The 14,332-nt window shown below is 73.0% G+C and carries 14 protein-coding genes and 1 tRNA gene; 6 read left to right on the top strand and 9 right to left on the bottom strand.

The window, feature by feature from the left end; genetic code table 11:
- Positions 1–41 precede the first annotated feature (41 nt).
- Positions 42–944: an SURF1 family cytochrome oxidase biogenesis protein gene (locus tag EV385_RS21515; protein WP_130511085.1), complete on the top strand. Its 903-nt coding sequence runs from the start codon at positions 42–44 to the stop codon at positions 942–944.
- A 22-nt stretch (positions 945–966) separates the two neighbouring features.
- Positions 967–1,425: a hypothetical protein gene (locus EV385_RS21510; RefSeq protein ID WP_242624996.1), complete on the top strand. Its 459-nt coding sequence runs from the start codon at positions 967–969 to the stop codon at positions 1,423–1,425.
- On the opposite strand, the gene EV385_RS21505 is transcribed toward EV385_RS21510, so the two are convergent.
- From EV385_RS21505 to ssb, 9 genes are all read right to left on the bottom strand, one after another.
- The gene (locus EV385_RS21505; protein WP_130511084.1) at positions 1,398–2,951 is read right to left on the bottom strand and encodes an ATP-dependent DNA ligase; all 1,554 of its coding nucleotides are present in this window, start codon (positions 2,949–2,951) and stop codon (positions 1,398–1,400) included. The two genes, EV385_RS21510 and EV385_RS21505, sit on opposite strands and share 28 nt — an antisense overlap.
- 101 nt (positions 2,952–3,052) lie before the next feature.
- Positions 3,053–3,259, bottom strand: coding sequence for a hypothetical protein (locus tag EV385_RS21500; RefSeq protein ID WP_130511083.1), 207 nt, complete (start codon positions 3,257–3,259; stop codon positions 3,053–3,055).
- Positions 3,260–3,409: 150 nt separating this feature from the next.
- Positions 3,410–4,903, bottom strand: a complete 1,494-nt coding sequence (locus tag EV385_RS21495; RefSeq protein ID WP_130511082.1) for an FAD-dependent monooxygenase — start codon at positions 4,901–4,903, stop codon at positions 3,410–3,412.
- 1 nt (position 4,904) lies between these two features.
- On the bottom strand, positions 4,905–6,254 hold the full coding sequence (locus EV385_RS21490) for a dipeptidase (protein ID WP_130511081.1): 1,350 nt from the start codon (positions 6,252–6,254) through the stop codon (positions 4,905–4,907).
- A 95-nt stretch (positions 6,255–6,349) separates the two neighbouring features.
- Entirely contained in the window at positions 6,350–7,426 is a 1,077-nt protein-coding gene (locus EV385_RS21485; RefSeq protein WP_130511080.1) for a M48 family metallopeptidase, read from the bottom strand.
- A 55-nt stretch (positions 7,427–7,481) separates the two neighbouring features.
- Positions 7,482–8,147: a uridine kinase family protein gene (locus tag EV385_RS21480; RefSeq protein ID WP_423203074.1), complete on the bottom strand. Its 666-nt coding sequence runs from the start codon at positions 8,145–8,147 to the stop codon at positions 7,482–7,484.
- Positions 8,137–9,675 (bottom strand): cobyric acid synthase, encoded by a 1,539-nt coding sequence (locus EV385_RS21475; protein WP_130511079.1) that lies wholly within the window; start codon positions 9,673–9,675, stop codon positions 8,137–8,139. The genes EV385_RS21480 and EV385_RS21475 overlap by 11 nt, the downstream gene beginning before the upstream one ends.
- Positions 9,672–10,754: a cobalamin biosynthesis protein gene (locus EV385_RS21470; RefSeq protein WP_130513474.1), complete on the bottom strand. Its 1,083-nt coding sequence runs from the start codon at positions 10,752–10,754 to the stop codon at positions 9,672–9,674. The genes EV385_RS21475 and EV385_RS21470 overlap by 4 nt, the downstream gene beginning before the upstream one ends.
- Before the next feature lie 164 nt (positions 10,755–10,918).
- The gene (gene ssb / locus EV385_RS21465; protein ID WP_130511078.1) at positions 10,919–11,647 is read right to left on the bottom strand and encodes a single-stranded DNA-binding protein; all 729 of its coding nucleotides are present in this window, start codon (positions 11,645–11,647) and stop codon (positions 10,919–10,921) included.
- A gap of 179 nt (positions 11,648–11,826) precedes the next feature.
- On the opposite strand from ssb, the gene EV385_RS21460 reads away from it, so the two are divergent.
- The 4 genes from EV385_RS21460 to EV385_RS21445 all read left to right on the top strand — a co-directional run bounded on the left by EV385_RS21460 (position 11,827) and on the right by EV385_RS21445 (position 14,325).
- Entirely contained in the window at positions 11,827–12,849 is a 1,023-nt protein-coding gene (locus EV385_RS21460; RefSeq protein WP_130511077.1) for an alpha/beta hydrolase, read from the top strand.
- Positions 12,850–12,896: 47 nt separating this feature from the next.
- Positions 12,897–12,969: transfer RNA gene (locus EV385_RS21455), tRNA-Arg, on the top strand.
- 241 nt (positions 12,970–13,210) lie between these two features.
- Positions 13,211–13,903 carry a pre-toxin TG domain-containing protein gene (locus EV385_RS21450; RefSeq protein WP_165449552.1) on the top strand — a complete coding sequence of 231 codons (693 nt, stop codon included), beginning with the start codon at positions 13,211–13,213 and terminating at the stop codon, positions 13,901–13,903.
- A complete protein-coding gene (locus EV385_RS21445; RefSeq protein WP_165449551.1) occupies positions 13,834–14,325 on the top strand; it encodes a polymorphic toxin-type HINT domain-containing protein in 492 nt (163 codons plus the stop codon). The genes EV385_RS21450 and EV385_RS21445 overlap by 70 nt, the downstream gene beginning before the upstream one ends.
- Positions 14,326–14,332: the final 7 nt, after the last annotated feature.

Raw genomic sequence — 14,332 nt, 5'->3', positions numbered from 1 at the left:
CTGGGGCGCGACCTGGCTGGGGCGCCCGGTAGCCTCGGAGCGTGTACCGGTTCCTGCTGACGCCACGCTGGCTGGCCGCCGCGGCGCTGAGCGTCGCCGCCGCGGTGGTGATGGTCTTCCTCGGCAACTGGCAGTTGCACCGGTACCACGAGCGCAGCGCGATCAACGCTCGCATCGATGCCGCCGACTCCGCCGCGCCGGTGCCGCTCACCTCCGTACTGGCCCGGCCCACCACGACCGGCGTCCCCGGTCCGGCGCCCAGCGAGGATCTCGCCTGGACGAAGGTGACCGTCACCGGCCGTTACGACCCGGCCCACGAGATCCAGGCGCGCGGGCGCACCGTCGACGGCGAGGTGGGCTTCGAGATCGTCACCCCGCTGGTGCTCGCCGACGGCACGGCGGTGCTGGTGGACCGTGGGTGGATCCCGCCCGCCCCCGGCGGCGCCATCGCCGCGCCGACCGTCCCGCCCGCCCCGGCCGGACCGGTCACGGTGGTCGGCCAGGTGCACCGGTCGGAGAGCCGCGGCACACCGGTGGAACGCCGCGACGGACGCCTGCACACCCGGCGCATCTCGGTGCCCCGGCTGGCGGGGGAACTGCCCTTTCCCGTGTACGGGGCGTACGTCCTGCTGACGGAGCAGACGCCGCCGGTGGACGGGGCCTTCTCCCGGATCCCCATCCAGCACGAGGACGCGTGGCAGAACGGCGGGTACGCGGTCCAGTGGTGGATATTCGCCGTGATGGCGCTGCTCGCGTACGGCTGGCAGGCGCGCAAGGAGGCGCGCGGCGAGACGGACGGCAGCCCGCGCCCGCAGGATCGGATCGCGGCGGCCGACCAGCGCCGGACCGCGGTCGCTGGGGACCGGGTCGAGGACCACGACCGTCGGGCCGCGGTCGCTGGGGACCGGGCCGAGGAACACGACCGGCGCCAAGCCGCGACCTAGGCGATCCGGCTAAGGTGCGAGCGTGACCTCCACCCCGGACTTCCCGCCCGGTCAGGACCCCTGGAACGCAGGTCAGGACCCCTCGAGCGGACCGACCGCGCCGCTGGTTCCCGCGTCGCCCGCCGCCCCGGGGCCGGTCGTCGTGCAGATCGGTGACCTCGCCGTCACGTCGACCGTCGTGCACACCCCCGCCGGGGACATCCCGCTGGCGGGCTCGACGTGGCAGGTCAACGACTACTGGCACCACGAGCAGAAGATCCCGACCTGGGCGATCGTCGCGGCCATCGTCGGATTCTGCGTGCTGACCGTGTTCAGCCTGCTGTTCCTGCTGGTCAAGCAGACCGTGCCGCGCGGCACCGTGCAGGTGACGGTGACCAACGGGCCACGCCAGTACGTCTCGCGCATCCCGGTCACCCACCAGGACCAGGTGTCCTTCGTCCACCAACAGGTCAACTACGTACGGTCGCTGGCAGCGCTGTAGCCCCCGATCTCGCGCACCATGTCGATGGTGTCGGCCTCCTCGGCCCGCTTGTCGTCGCGGTAGCGCAGCACCCGGGCGAAGCGCAACGCCACCCCGCCCGGATAGCGCGGCGACGCCTGCACCCCGTCGAACGCGATCTCCACCACCTGTTCGGGACGGACCGTAACGACCCAGCCGGAATCCTCCACGGCCAGCTCGGTGAACCGTGCGGTCTGCCAGCGCAACAGCTCGTCGGTGAGGCCCTTGAACGTCTTGCCGAGCATCACGAAGCCGCCCGAGCGCGGGTCCCGGGCGCCCAGGTGCAGGTTGGACAGCCAGCCCTGGCGCCGCCCGTGGCCCCGTTCCACCGCGAGCACGACCAGGTCGAGGGTGTGCCGCGGTTTCACCTTCACCCACGCGGAGCCGCGGCGGCCCACGTCGTACGGCGCGTCGGGGGCCTTGACCACGATCCCCTCCTGACCGGCGGCGAGGGACGCCGCGAACGCCTCCAGGCCCTGCTCGTCGGTCTCCACCGTGCGCCGTCCGACGATCAGCTCGGCGGGCACCGCGTCGGCCAGGGCCGCCCACCGCTGCCGCCCCGGCTCGTCGAGCAGATCCACGCCGTCGAGATGCAGCACATCGAAGAAGTACGGGGCGAGCGCGGGCTCGGTCGAGGGTCGGGAGGCGCCGCGGGCACCTCGGGTCGCGGCCCGGCTCGACGTCTCCTGGAACGGCCGGGGACGGCCCTGCGCGTCGAGGGCCATCGCCTCGCCGTCCAGAACCACCTCCCGCAGCGGCAGCGCGCGCACCGCCGCCACGACCCCGGGCAGCCGTGGGGTGATGTCGTCGAGGCTGCGGGTGAAGACCGCGACCTCGTCGCCCGAGCGGTGGACCTGGATGCGGATGCCGTCCAGCTTCACGTCCACCGTCGCCGGTGCGCCGGTCGCCAGCAGGGCCGCGGAGACGTCCGGGGCGCTGCTGGCCAGCATGGGGCTCAGCGGGGTGCCCACCCGCAGATGGATCGCGGCCAGGGCGGGGGCGCCACCGGTGAGCGCCGCGACCGCGACCTGCTTGAGGTCGCCGCAGAGCAGCAGCGCCCGGCGCACCGCGGTCGGTGGTACCTCCGCGGCCCGGGCGATCGCGTCGGCCAGCAACCCGGCCTGCGCCCCCTGGCGCAGCTCGCCACCGAACAGCCCGACGAGCAGCCGTTGCTCGTCGGCCGTGGCCGCGGCGAACAGGGCGCCCAGCAGCTCGCGACGGCGGGCCTGCGAACCCGCGCCGGAGACCACCGCGAGCTCCGCGATGGCGGCGTCGACCTCAGCCACCGTGAGGCTCGGCTCGGCCGCGGGCGGCGGGCGGTCACGCAGGCTCGCATAGCCCACGCCGGTCTGACGCTGACGCAGCTCACCCGCCAGGTAGGCCGAACCGGCGGCGAGCTCATCGGGGTCGAGGCGACGCAGGGCCGCGGCCAGCAGGTCGACCTTGGCCTTGCGGCCCGAGGTGGCAGCGACGGCGGCCGAGGTGGCTGCCAGATCCGAAAACCGCACGGAAATCATCCTGGCAGCCACCTCCGACATTCCGGGCCAGGTCACGACTGGCTCCCCCGTGCAGCCGTCGGCACCCGGCCCGCCACGCAGGGCGACACCGCTCAGGCGGCGACCGGCTCGGCGACCCGGAATCCGCGGGCGCGGACGGCGTCGGCGAGGCGACTCAACTGGGCGTCGACCTCGCACAGAGCGGCGGACAGTTCCTGCAGGTGGTTCGTGAGGGCGGTGTCGTCCCAGGCGGAGACGTCGACGTCTCCCAGCGCGCTGACCGCGGCACGCAGCCGCGCGATCGCGTCATTCGAACTCATGTTCGAATCCTATCAGGACGGGTGTCGCGACACACCGGCCTCACCCGATCCGGTATCACCGGGCGGGGCGCGGAAACCCCGCCCCCCGGACGTGCGCGCCGCGCGTTGTGGACTCTCAGGCGTGCCGGTCGAGCGCGCAGCACCGAAAGGTCAGTGCGCGGATGGTGGGGGCAGCGCGGCCGCGAAGGCCGCTTCCGCGGTCTCGGGTGCGGCCTCGGCGGCCACGAAGCCGTCCGGGCGGACGAGATACAGCCGCCCCGGACGCAACGGAGTACCCGGCGCCGCCGGAAACACGTGCACCGGCAGACCCAGGTCGGGCAGTGTGGCCGCGTCGACCCCGCCGTACGCATGCACCTGCCACTCCAATGTGCGCAGCACGTCGAAGTTGCCGCCCGCCCACGGCAGTCGCCGCCCCACGACCGGGTCGCGGCGGCCTCCGGCGCGGCGCTTCGCCTCCGGGTCCATCCAGTAATGGACGCGCAGCTGGCCCACATACCCGAAGAGGCGGGAGCCGGCGGACGCCTGCGGCAGGGTGCGCACACCGACCGGCGCCAGCAGCGGCACCACGGCCCGGCGCAGCGCACGCGCCGCGAACCGCTGGGAGGTGATCGCGCCGAACAGCCGGTCCGTCGTGCCGACCAGCACGCGGGCCACCGGGCGCCGCTCGGCCTCGTACCGGTCCAGCCAGCCGTCGCCGGCGCGGCCGTGCACCACGTCGGCCAGCTTGAACGCCAGGTTGTGCGCGTCCTGCAGGCCGGTGTTCATGCCCTGGCCACCGACCGGTGAATGCACGTGGCCCGCGTCGCCCGCCAGGAAGAACGGCCCGTCGCGGAAGGCCGCCGCGACCCGGTGGTGCACCCGGTACGTGGCGAACCAGCGCGAATCGCCGTACGTGACGGCGAAGCCGGTCTTGATCCGGTCCCGGGCGTCCTGCTCGGTCACCTCGCCGTCGCCGTCGTTGTCGCGGGCCAGCCCGATGAGCCGCCAGTTGCCGCGCCCGGCCATCGGGAAGCCGAGGAGGAACTCGTCCCCGCCCGGGCGCACGTTGACGGCGGCCTCGACCAGCCCACCCACCGCGGTCGCGTCGATGACGTAGAACAGGTGCGGGTTGGTGACCCCCTCGAACTCGATGCCCCGCTCGCGGCGCACGATCGAGTTGGCGCCGTCCGCGCCGACACAGAACCGGGCCCGGATCGTGGTGTCCCCGGCGGTCGCCTCCACCCCGCCGTCGCGTTCGGCCAGCGCGGTGAGCCGCTCGCCCCAGCGCACGTCGCCGCCGAGTTCGCGCAGGTGGGCGTACAGGATCTGCTCGTTTCGGCTCTGCTCCAGGATCTCCAGGTACGGATGCGGGGTCAGGCCCTGCCCCAGCGCCCCGAGCGGGATCCGGCCGAACACCCGGTCGCCGAAGCCGGGCGCCAGCGCGACCGCCCGCTGGGCCGCCCCGAGGACGGTGTCGCCGAGGCCCAGCTGGTCGTATATCTCCAGGCTGCGGGCCTGCACGACCAGCGCCCGGGACTCGCGGGTCGGCCCGGGCTTGCCGTCCACCACGACGACCCGGACACCGAGCTTGACCAGCCAGTTCGCCAGCATCAAGCCGGTGGGGCCGGCGCCGACCACGAGCACGTCGCAGCTCAGCTCGGCCATGTCAGCGCGCCAGGGCCGCCACGTTGCGCAGCAGCAGGGCCTCGGCGAGGCACACCCGGGCGAACTCGCCCAGATGCAGGCTCTCGTTGGGGCCGTGCGCCGCCGAATGCGGATCCTCGACGCCGGTCACCAGAATCGCGGCGTCCGGAAACAGGTCATGGAACGTGGCGATGAACGGGATCGAGCCGCCCATCCCCATGTCGACCGGTTCGGTGCCGTCCCACGCGGCGCGGAAGGCGGCGCGGGCCGCGTCATAGGCGGGACCGGACGCGTCGATCACGCACGGCGCGCCGTCGCCCTCCAGCGTCACGCTGACCTGGGCGCCCCACGGCACGTACTTCTCCAGGTGGGAGCGGACCGCCGCGTACACGGACTGGGGGTCGTCGCCGGGTGCCACCCGGATGCTCAGACTCGCCTTGGCCGACGCGACGAGCGCGTTCGGCGCGACCGCGGTGCCGGGGGCGTCGATGCCGAGGACGGAGATGGCCGGTTTGTTCCAGATCCGGTCGGTGATCGTGCCGTGCCCGACCAGCCTGACCCCGTCGACGATGCCGGCCTCGTGCCGGAACCGGTCCTCCGGGTAGTCGACCGAGGCGCCCTCGCGGCCGACGAGGCCGTCGACCGCGACCTCACCGTCGTCGTCGTGCAGGGTGGCGATGAGCCGCGCCAGCACGGTCAGCGCGTCCGGCACCGGACCGCCGAACATCCCACTGTGTACGGCGTTGGCCAGCGTCCGCACCTCGACGAAGCAGGTGACCAGACCGCGCAGGGAGGTGGTGAGCGCCGGGACGCCGACGTCCCAGTTGCCGGAGTCGGCGATCACGATGACGTCGGAGCGCAGCAGGTCCCGGTGCGTTTCGAGCAGTTCGTCGAGGGTGGCGGAGCCGTACTCCTCCTCGCCCTCCACGAACACGACGACGCCCACGGGCAGGTCGTCCCCGTACGCTCGCAGGGCCGCGACGTGCGCCATCACGCCCGCCTTGTCGTCGGCGGCGCCACGGCCGTACAGGCGCCCGTCGCGTTCCACGGGCTCGAACGGGTCGCTGTGCCACAGGGCCGGGTCGCCGGCGGGCTGCACGTCGTGGTGCGCGTAGAGCAGAACCGTGGGGGCGCCCGGCGGGGCGGCCTTGCGGCCGATCACGGCGGGTTGGCCCGCGCCGCGGACGATCTGCACGTCGAGGCCGCATCCGCGCAGCAGCTCAGCGACCGCCTCGGCGGACCGCTCGACGTGGCTGTGGTCGAAGCCGTCGAAGGCGATGCCGGGGATGCGGACCAGCCGCTCCAGGTCGGCACGGACGCCCGGCATCTCCCGCGCGACGGCGGCGCGCAGATCGTCCTCAGAAAGGCTCATGCCCGAATGCTATGCCGCGAGGGTGTGGTCGGGCAGGCGCCCACCCCGCGTCGGCTCCACAGCCATGCCCAGGCGTTCGGTTCAGCTCTCCGCCGTCAGTTCTGCGGTGGGTCCTGGGCGTCGTCGCCGCCACGGGCCCGGCCTGCGGCGGCCGCCCATGTGCGGGCCCGGCCCGCCGCGGATCCAGCCAGGTCGGCCGCTCCGCCGCCCAGCTTGCGCAGCAGGCCGACCAGCGGATCCTCGGAGTTGTTGAACGCCTCCCGGTACGAGTCCGCGGCGGCTTTGACGTCGGCGGTGACCGACGCGTCGCGGTCGTCGTCGCGGCGCGGGTACTCCCCGCCCAGGATCCGGGCGTACGCACCCGAGTCGATCCACCGACGCAGTTCAGCGGCCCGCGCCACGGGCACCGGATGGGTGCTCCACGCGGTCATGCCGATCTTGTGGATGCTGTCGCGCAGGTCCCCGCCGCCCGCGTACTCCGCGGCCTGCTCCAGGAACGCCGCCGTGTCGATCTGCGACAGGTCACCGCCCCCGGCCAGCTTCATCAGCAGCCGCAGCGACGCCGCCGGGTCCTGCCCCGCCAGCAGCCCGGCCCGGTCCGCGGACAGCTCCGCCTTGCGCCACCACTCGTACATCGCGGCGATGATGCCGCGGAGCGCGATCGCACCGACCGGCACCCAGGACAGCCCGGCCGCCCAGCGCGTGAGGATCATCATGATCGTCCGGTAGACCGCGTGGCCGCTGCGGACGTGTCCCAGCTCGTGCCCCAGCATGGCGCGCAGCTCGTCGTCGTCGAGCCGCTCCACCGCCGCCGTCGTGATCACCACGAACGCGCGGTCCATACCGATCGCCTGGCCGTTGATGATCGGCGACTGGTGCACGTAGAGCTCGGGCAGCTCCGCGACGTCGAGGACGCTGGCCGCCTCGGTGAACCGCTGGTAGACCCGCGGATACTGGCGGTGGTCGACGCGGATGGCCCCGGCCAGGTACGACAGCCGGAAGCCGCGCTCGTTCCACATCCCGAAGAAGGTCTTCACCAGGTCGTCGAACCCGCGCAGCTCGCGCAGGGCGGTGAGCGCGCCACGGTCGGCGGGGTGCTCCCACGCCCGCGAGCTGATCCCGGTCAAGGTGACCCGGCGTCGCACCGGACGGCTCTCGTCCTCGGTCGTCATGTCAACCCCGCTCTCGCCGCTGCGGACAATCCACTGCCGTGACCACCAGGGTGGCTCAGTCCGGCGCAGGCCGCCAGATCTGGTGGAACTCCTCGCCCGTGCCTTCGGCGGCGCCGTCCACCACCACATCGGCGTACGCCGCGGTGGCCTCGGCGGCAAAGTGCTGCCGCTCGGCCGCGCGCCATTGCTCAAGGTACGACCGGAGGGCAACGTCGTCACCGTCGCGGGCGATCACCCGGGTCCACCGAAGGCGGTCCGGCGCCGTCACGAACACCGCCAGGCTCAAGCGCGGCCGCACGGCCCGGCGCGCCGACGACACACCCTCCAGAAGTACGGCCGGGCCGGGCGCCACCGTCACCGGCGTGCCACCGAACGCGCCGCGATCCCACTGATAGCGCTCGTAGGTCGCCGGCCGCCCCGCCCGCAACGGCTCCAGCACCAGCCGCTCCAGGCGGCCCCAGAAGGTGAACTGGTCCGCCCAGCCGTCGAGCAGGTCGTCGGTGTGGACGATCGGAGCGCCCAGGACCCTCGCCAGTCGGTCGGCGAACCTGGTCTTGCCCGCCCCGCTCGGCCCGTCGACCGCGACGAGTCGTACCGGCCCCAGCCGTGGCGGCGCGGTCAGGATCCGCGTCGCCAGGTCGGTGAAGCGCTCGGTGGTGCCGGTGGGCTCCCGCGCGGCGCCGGGCGGCTGCGGCTGCCGTGGCGCCGGGTCAGGCCGCACCGGGCGCTCCCGGCGGGATGAAGGGGAGGTCTGCCGGGGGGCCGCCCTCGATCAGGCGCCACAGGGCGGCGGTGTCGAGATGTTCCTCGACGAGGTCCCCGAGCAGGTCGAGGGCCCTTTCGCGGACCGCGCCGTACCGGGTGTCGGGGGCGACGAGGAAACCGTGGCGACCGGCCTGGCGGGCGGCCTCGGTGAGGAATCGGCGGCGGAACTCATCGGATTCGAAGGCGCCGTGCCAGTGGGTCCCGCTGACCGTCCCGGCGACGGCGCCCTCCGGGGTCCCGTCGGCGTAGCGCAGCAGCGGCTCGGGCTCGCCGGACGACACGAAGCCGTGGTGGATCTCGTACCCCTGGACGGGTGCCGCGCCGAACGCGGTGCCATGGGAGCGGACCAGGGTCTTGCGCGGGGCGAACGTAATGCCCACGGGCAGTAGCCCGAGGCCGTCGACGGCGCCCTGGCGGCTCTCCACCTCGTCGTGGATCGTCTCGGCCAGCATCTGGAAGCCGCCGCAGATGCCGACCACCGGCTTACCCGCGGCGGCGTGCGCGCGGACGGCGTCGGCGAGGCCATTCGCCCGCAGCCAGGCAAGGTCGCTGACCGTCGCCTTGGAGCCCGGAATCACGACGAGGTCGGCGTCGGCGATCTCGGCGGGCTCCACGGTCAGGCGTACCTGGACCCCGGGCTCGGCGGCCAGCGCCTCGGCGTCGGTGGCGTTGGAGATGCGGGGCAGCCGGATGACGGCGACGCGTAGCCACTGGGTGCCGCGGGGCGGGCCGGGGCGACCCAGGACCCGCCCGTACGCCAGCGAATCCTCGGCGTCGAGCCAGATGTCGATGTCGAACGGCAGCACCCCGTACACCGGGCGGCCGGTGGTTCGAGTAATCATGTCCAGCCCGGGCTGGAGCAGGCCGAGGTCACCGCGGAACTTGTTGATGACGAAGCCGCTGATCAACGCCTGGTCCTGGGGATCCAGCAGCGCGACGGTGCCGAACAGCGCCGCGAACACTCCGCCGCGGTCGATGTCGCCGACGACGATCGTGGGCAGGCCGGCCTGCCGGGCCAGCCCCATGTTCACGAAGTCGCCGTCGCGCAGGTTGATCTCGGCGGGGCTGCCCGCTCCCTCGCAGATCACCGCGTCGAACTCGGACCGCAGCTGCGCCAGGGTGTCGTGGGCGGTCTCGGCCAGCCGGGGCCGCAACCGCCGGTAGTTCGACGCGCTGACGGTGTCGACGGCCTCCCCGAGCAACACCACCTGGCTGGACATGTCGCTGCCCGGCTTGAGCAGCACCGGATTGAACCTGATGTCCGGCGCGATCCCACAGGCGGCGGCCTGCATGGCCTGGGCGCGGCCGATCTCGCCGCCGCGACCGTCCGGCCCGACCACCACGACCGAGTTGTTCGACATGTTCTGCGCCTTGAACGGGGCCACCTTCACGCCCCGGCGGTGCAGCCACCGGCAGATGCCGGCGGTCAGCACGCTCTTGCCCGCGTCGGAGGTCGTTCCGGCGACCAGCAGTCCCCCGCTCATCGCGTACCTCCGTCGCGGCCATTCGTGCGTGCCGTCCGCAGTGCGGCTCGGGACCGCAGGGTGCGCGCCCCGGCGCTGGCACGGGCCGCGGACAGCCCGGCGGCGCGAGCCGCGGACAGCCCGGCGGCGCGAGCCGCGGACAGCCCGGCAGCGCGGGCCGCGGACAGCCCGGCGGCGCGGGAGCGGGCCAGCGCGACGCCGCCCGCCAGCAGTGCGGCCGCGACGCCCACCGCGCCGGAGAGCCGAGCCGCCCCGCGCACCTGGGCTGCCGACGGGCGGGGGCCGTCGCCGAGGAAGGGACGCGATTCGGTACGCCCGAAGTACACGTTGCGTCCGCCGAGGCGCACCCCCAGCGCGCCCGCCGTCGCCGCCTCGCATTGCCCGGCGTTCGGGCTGGGGTGGTCGTTGCGGTCCCGGCGCCACACCCGCAGCGCCTCCCCTACCCGGCCGCCGGCCAGGGGTGCCGCCGCCACCGTGAGCACGCCGGTGAGCCGGGACGGAAGCAGGTTGAGCGCGTCGTCGAGGCGGGCGGCCGGGGTGCCGAACCGGGCGTACCGGGTGGAGCGGTGCCCGACCATCGCGTCCAGGGTGTTGGCGGCGCGGTAGCCGAGCAGCCCGGGCAGCCCGGCCAGGGCGCCCCAGAACAGGGGCGCCACCACCGCGTCCGAGGTGTTCTCAGCGACCGACTCGACGGTGGCGCGGGCGAGTTCCGGGGCGTCGAGGGCCGACGGGTCACGTCCGCACAGGTGGTTGAGCCGTCCCCGGGCGGCCGCGAGGTCGTGGTCTTCCAGGTGTCCGGCCATGACCGCCGCCTCGTGCCGCAGCGTGCGCCCGCCCAGTACGGCCCAGGTCGCGGTTGCCACCACCGCCGCGCGGGCCACCGGGCGGCGGCGGGTCAGCGCGGCCGCGCCCACACCCGCGAGCACGGGCACACCCACCGCGGCCACCGCGAACACGGCTCCCGCCCGCCTGCGCGGCGCGTAGAGCCGGCGCTCCAGGGCGGCGGCGGCCTGCCCGAAACCGGCGACGGGGTGGAACCGCCGTGGATCGCCTAACGCCGCGTCCAACGCGTACCCCATCAGCAGACCGACCGCATCGGCCGACGTTGCCCCCTGCCGCACCGTCGCTCACCTCCGCGGGAACTGTAACGAGCCGAGCGGGATACACCGGCGTGGCGCCGCCGTTCCGGGGTCCGAGGGGGAAGCCGGCCCCGGAACGGCGGCAGTGGGGGGCGGGACGTGGATCAGGCAGAGACCGGCTGGCGGCGCCGCGAACGCCGGCTGCCGACCGGCTCCGCGCCCTCGTCGCGGGCCGGAAGGGCCTCGACCGCGATCTCGATCTCGTCGGTCTCGGCGGGGCCCGCGTCGAACGGCGAGCCCGGGTCCAGCCTGTCGAGCGCCGTGCTGGCGGGCTCCAGGGCGTCAGGCAGCTCGGCCAGCGGGTCGAACCCCGGTGACGCCGACCCGGGAAGGTCAAGGAACGTCGGGTCGTCGAGGATGCCGTCGCCGTAGTGGACCGGGGCCTTGTGCTCCGGGACCAGTTCCGCCGCCTCGCCACGGACCTGGCCGTCCTCCTCCGGTCCCGCCACGGCCGAGGTGCCCGGAACCGGCCGGTTGCGCTGGAATCGGCTCCGGCCCCGGGCCAGGTCATGGCCCACGGCGACGGCCTCCATCTCGTACGTGGTCCGCTGGTTGCCCTCGTTGTCGGTCCAGTCCCGGGTGTAGAGCCGGCCCGCGACGATCACCGGGTCGCCCACGGCGATCGACGCGGCCACGCCCTCGGCGAGCCGCCGCCAGCAGGTGACGCGTACGCGCAGGTGGTTGCCGTCGACCCAGCGCCCGCTGTCCCGGTCGAGACGGCGCGCCGTCGAGGCCACCCGAAAGTTGGCGACCAGGGAATTGGTGTTGCTGGTGCGCCGCCACTCGGGGGCGGTGAGCACGTTGCCCACCACGACGATGTTTGTGTCGAACACTGCCTCTCCTTACCGCTCGTCCGTACCGCTCGGATGTGACAGGAGCGTCTCGCGGGTCCGGCGGTGCCCGCTCGGAAAGGTGCGCCGGGCTGTGGACAAGGGCGCTGTGTGGAGCGGCACCGGAATCCCAGCCGATCTGGTATGGACCGGCAGGGGGTACCGGCGGGTAACCTGACGTCGTGGAGACGGACGTCCTCGGCCCGCCGTACGAGCGGCACACCATCGACCTGGGCAGCGACGACGAGGGCCCAGTGGTGGCCACGCTCGTCCGCCGGCGCGCGGACACGCCCTCGCGGCGCGCCATCCTGTACGTCCACGGCTTCGTGGACTACTTCTTCCAGACCCACCTCGCCGACTTCTTCGTCGAGCGCGGCTGGGACTTCTACGCTCTCGACCTGCGCAAGTACGGCCGGAGCCTGCTCGAGCACCAGACCCCGAACTTCTGCCGCAGCCTCACGGAGTACTACCCGGAGCTGGACGAATCCGCCCGGATCATCCGCGAGGTCGACGGGCACGACCAAATGCTGGTCATCGGCCACTCCACCGGCGGCCTGACCACCTCGCTGTGGGCCCACTCCCGCCAGGGCAAGGGCATCATCGACGGCCTGTTCCTCAACAGCCCGTTCTTCGATTTCAACGTGCCCTGGCTGCTGCGCCGCCCGCTCATGAGCGTCGCCGTCGGTGCGAACAAGCGCCGGCCGTACGGGGTGATGCCGGTCGCCGGGCTCGGCCTGTACGGCCAGAGCATCCACAGCGAGCACCGTGGCGAGTGGACGTACGACCTGGCCTGGAAGCCGCTGCTCGGTTTCCCCGTCCGGTACGGCTGGCTCGACGCCATCCGCCGCGGCCAGCGCAAGCTGCGCTCCGGCCTGACCATCGACGCGCCCGTACTCGTCGCCTGCTCCACCCGGACGTTCCGCGGCCGCGTCTGGAGCGAGGACGCCCGGGTGACCGACTCGGTGCTGGACGTGGAGCACATCGCCCGCTGGGCCCCGCGGCTAGGGTCCCGGGTCACGATCGCCCGCATCGACGGTGGGCTGCACGACCTCACCCTCTCGGGTAAGGACGTGCGCGCCGAGGTCTTCCGCGAGCTGGGCCGCTGGGTGGACGCGTTCCTGCCGCCGCCGGGCACGCCCGAGATCAGCGTGCCACCGGCGCCCGAGGACGCGGTGGAGCCGGAGGTCGAAGCCCCCACGGCGTGACATCCGGCTCGTCAGCGACGGCGGGGCACCTTACTATGTGCAGGCCAGCGCTCGTAGCTCAGCGGATAGAGCAACGGACTTCTAATCCGTCGGTCGCAGGTTCGAATCCTGCCGGGCGCGCCCAGGTCAGAGGCTTGATCAGCGATCTTGCCTGTCGGTGCATGGTGCGACTCGTGGCACAAGCGAGCACGGTCGTGCCATGCCAGCCAAGTCCGGGGGCGACCGGGCGCCAATGTGGCCGTCAAGGGGTTCCTGGACAGTGTTGCGGACCCGAGCATCGGTCTGCCTCTCCGGAACAGCGGTTGCAGCAACTCAGCGAGCAGCAGCAGCGGGACGCCGGGATGTCGCTGATCTCGACCTCATGCCCGGTATCGGCGACGCCAAAGGCGTAGTCGAGGGCATCACGGGTAAGGACATGGCCACCGGGGATCAGCTCAGCGGCATCGAGCGTTCCCTGGGCGCGCTGTTCCTGCTGCACCATGTCAAGGGCCTGGGCAAGGGCGCCGACGTCGTGCGCGGCACGGACAAGTCGAACAAGGCGTTCGGGTCGCTGCGCAACGCGAAGGACGCGGTGACCGCGTTGCGCACCGGCGGGAAGCTGCCCGCCGGCTGGACCACCCGACGGCTCTCGACCCCACCCTCGGGCGTGAAGGCCAGGCCGGGACAGACCTGGACCGAAGCGGTCTACAAGGACGGCGGCCGACTCGTCTACATCAGCGACGGCGGCATCTACGCGGCCACGGATGAGGGACTGGAGTACCTGGGCAGCCGCAAACTCAACCCCGTCAAGGAGTCCTGCCTCAACAGCTTCCGGGCCGACACGCGGGTCCTGCTTCCCGGTGGCCGCACTGCGGCCATCCAGCGGGGCCAGGAGGTGCTCGCCGGTAATCCGGGCACCCAGACCACCGTTGCCGCGCTCGTCAGGGCCACGCCCACGCACATCGACACCGTGCTGACGGACCTGACCTGGCCGACGGATCGGTGTTGCACACCACCGCCCAACACTGGTTCTGGGATCCCGTCAACCGGGCCTGGACCCAGGCAGCGGACCTGACCCCGGGCACCGCTCTGAGCAGCCCCGGCGGCATCAAGACCATGGTGCGCAGCGTACGGACGTTCACCGGCGCCCAGCGCATGTACAACCTGACCGTCGCCCGCCGGCACACCTTCTACGTCCAGGCTCAGGGCACGCCTGTGCTTGTCCACAACTGCCCGATGAAGCGGGCTCCCCAGGTTCTGCGCGGCGTCAAGCTTCCCGGGCGGATGGAGGGGGTGGACATCAGGCACGTCCGCGATGGACACGTCAAGGGTGGGAAGGACGTCAAGCCAGGTAAAGGTCTTTGGCCGGACGACGTCACCGACGCTGAGATCAATCGGGTGGCGAATGAGGCCTTCCGGAACAACCGGGGGCCGATCGGATGGGATTCAGACACCCGGATGATCCAGGCGCAGGCCCGAGTCGGCGGAAAGCTGTAGGAGTTCA

This window comes from Krasilnikovia cinnamomea, from assembly GCF_004217545.1.
GTDB classification, from domain to species: domain Bacteria; phylum Actinomycetota; class Actinomycetes; order Mycobacteriales; family Micromonosporaceae; genus Actinoplanes; species Actinoplanes cinnamomeus.
Note: the sequence above shows the minus strand (reverse complement) of the source record. Positions and strands in the feature narration are given on the sequence as shown.

Bases quoted from the DNA above. Each gene is read 5' to 3' on its own strand.
- EV385_RS21500 (WP_130511083.1), bottom strand. From the start codon at position 3,259: ATGAGTTCGAATGACGCGATCGCGCGGCTGCGTGCCGCGGTCAGCGCG.
- EV385_RS21495 (WP_130511082.1), bottom strand. From the start codon at position 4,903: ATGGCCGAGCTGAGCTGCGACGTGCTCGTGGTCGGCGCCGGCCCCACC.
- EV385_RS21490 (WP_130511081.1), bottom strand. From the start codon at position 6,254: ATGAGCCTTTCTGAGGACGATCTGCGCGCCGCCGTCGCGCGGGAGATG.
- EV385_RS21485 (WP_130511080.1), bottom strand. From the start codon at position 7,426: ATGACGACCGAGGACGAGAGCCGTCCGGTGCGACGCCGGGTCACCTTG.
- EV385_RS21475 (WP_130511079.1), bottom strand. From the start codon at position 9,675: ATGAGCGGGGGACTGCTGGTCGCCGGAACGACCTCCGACGCGGGCAAG.
- EV385_RS21470 (WP_130513474.1), bottom strand. From the start codon at position 10,754: ATGGGGTACGCGTTGGACGCGGCGTTAGGCGATCCACGGCGGTTCCAC.
- EV385_RS21450 (WP_165449552.1), top strand. From the start codon at position 13,211: ATGCCCGGTATCGGCGACGCCAAAGGCGTAGTCGAGGGCATCACGGGT.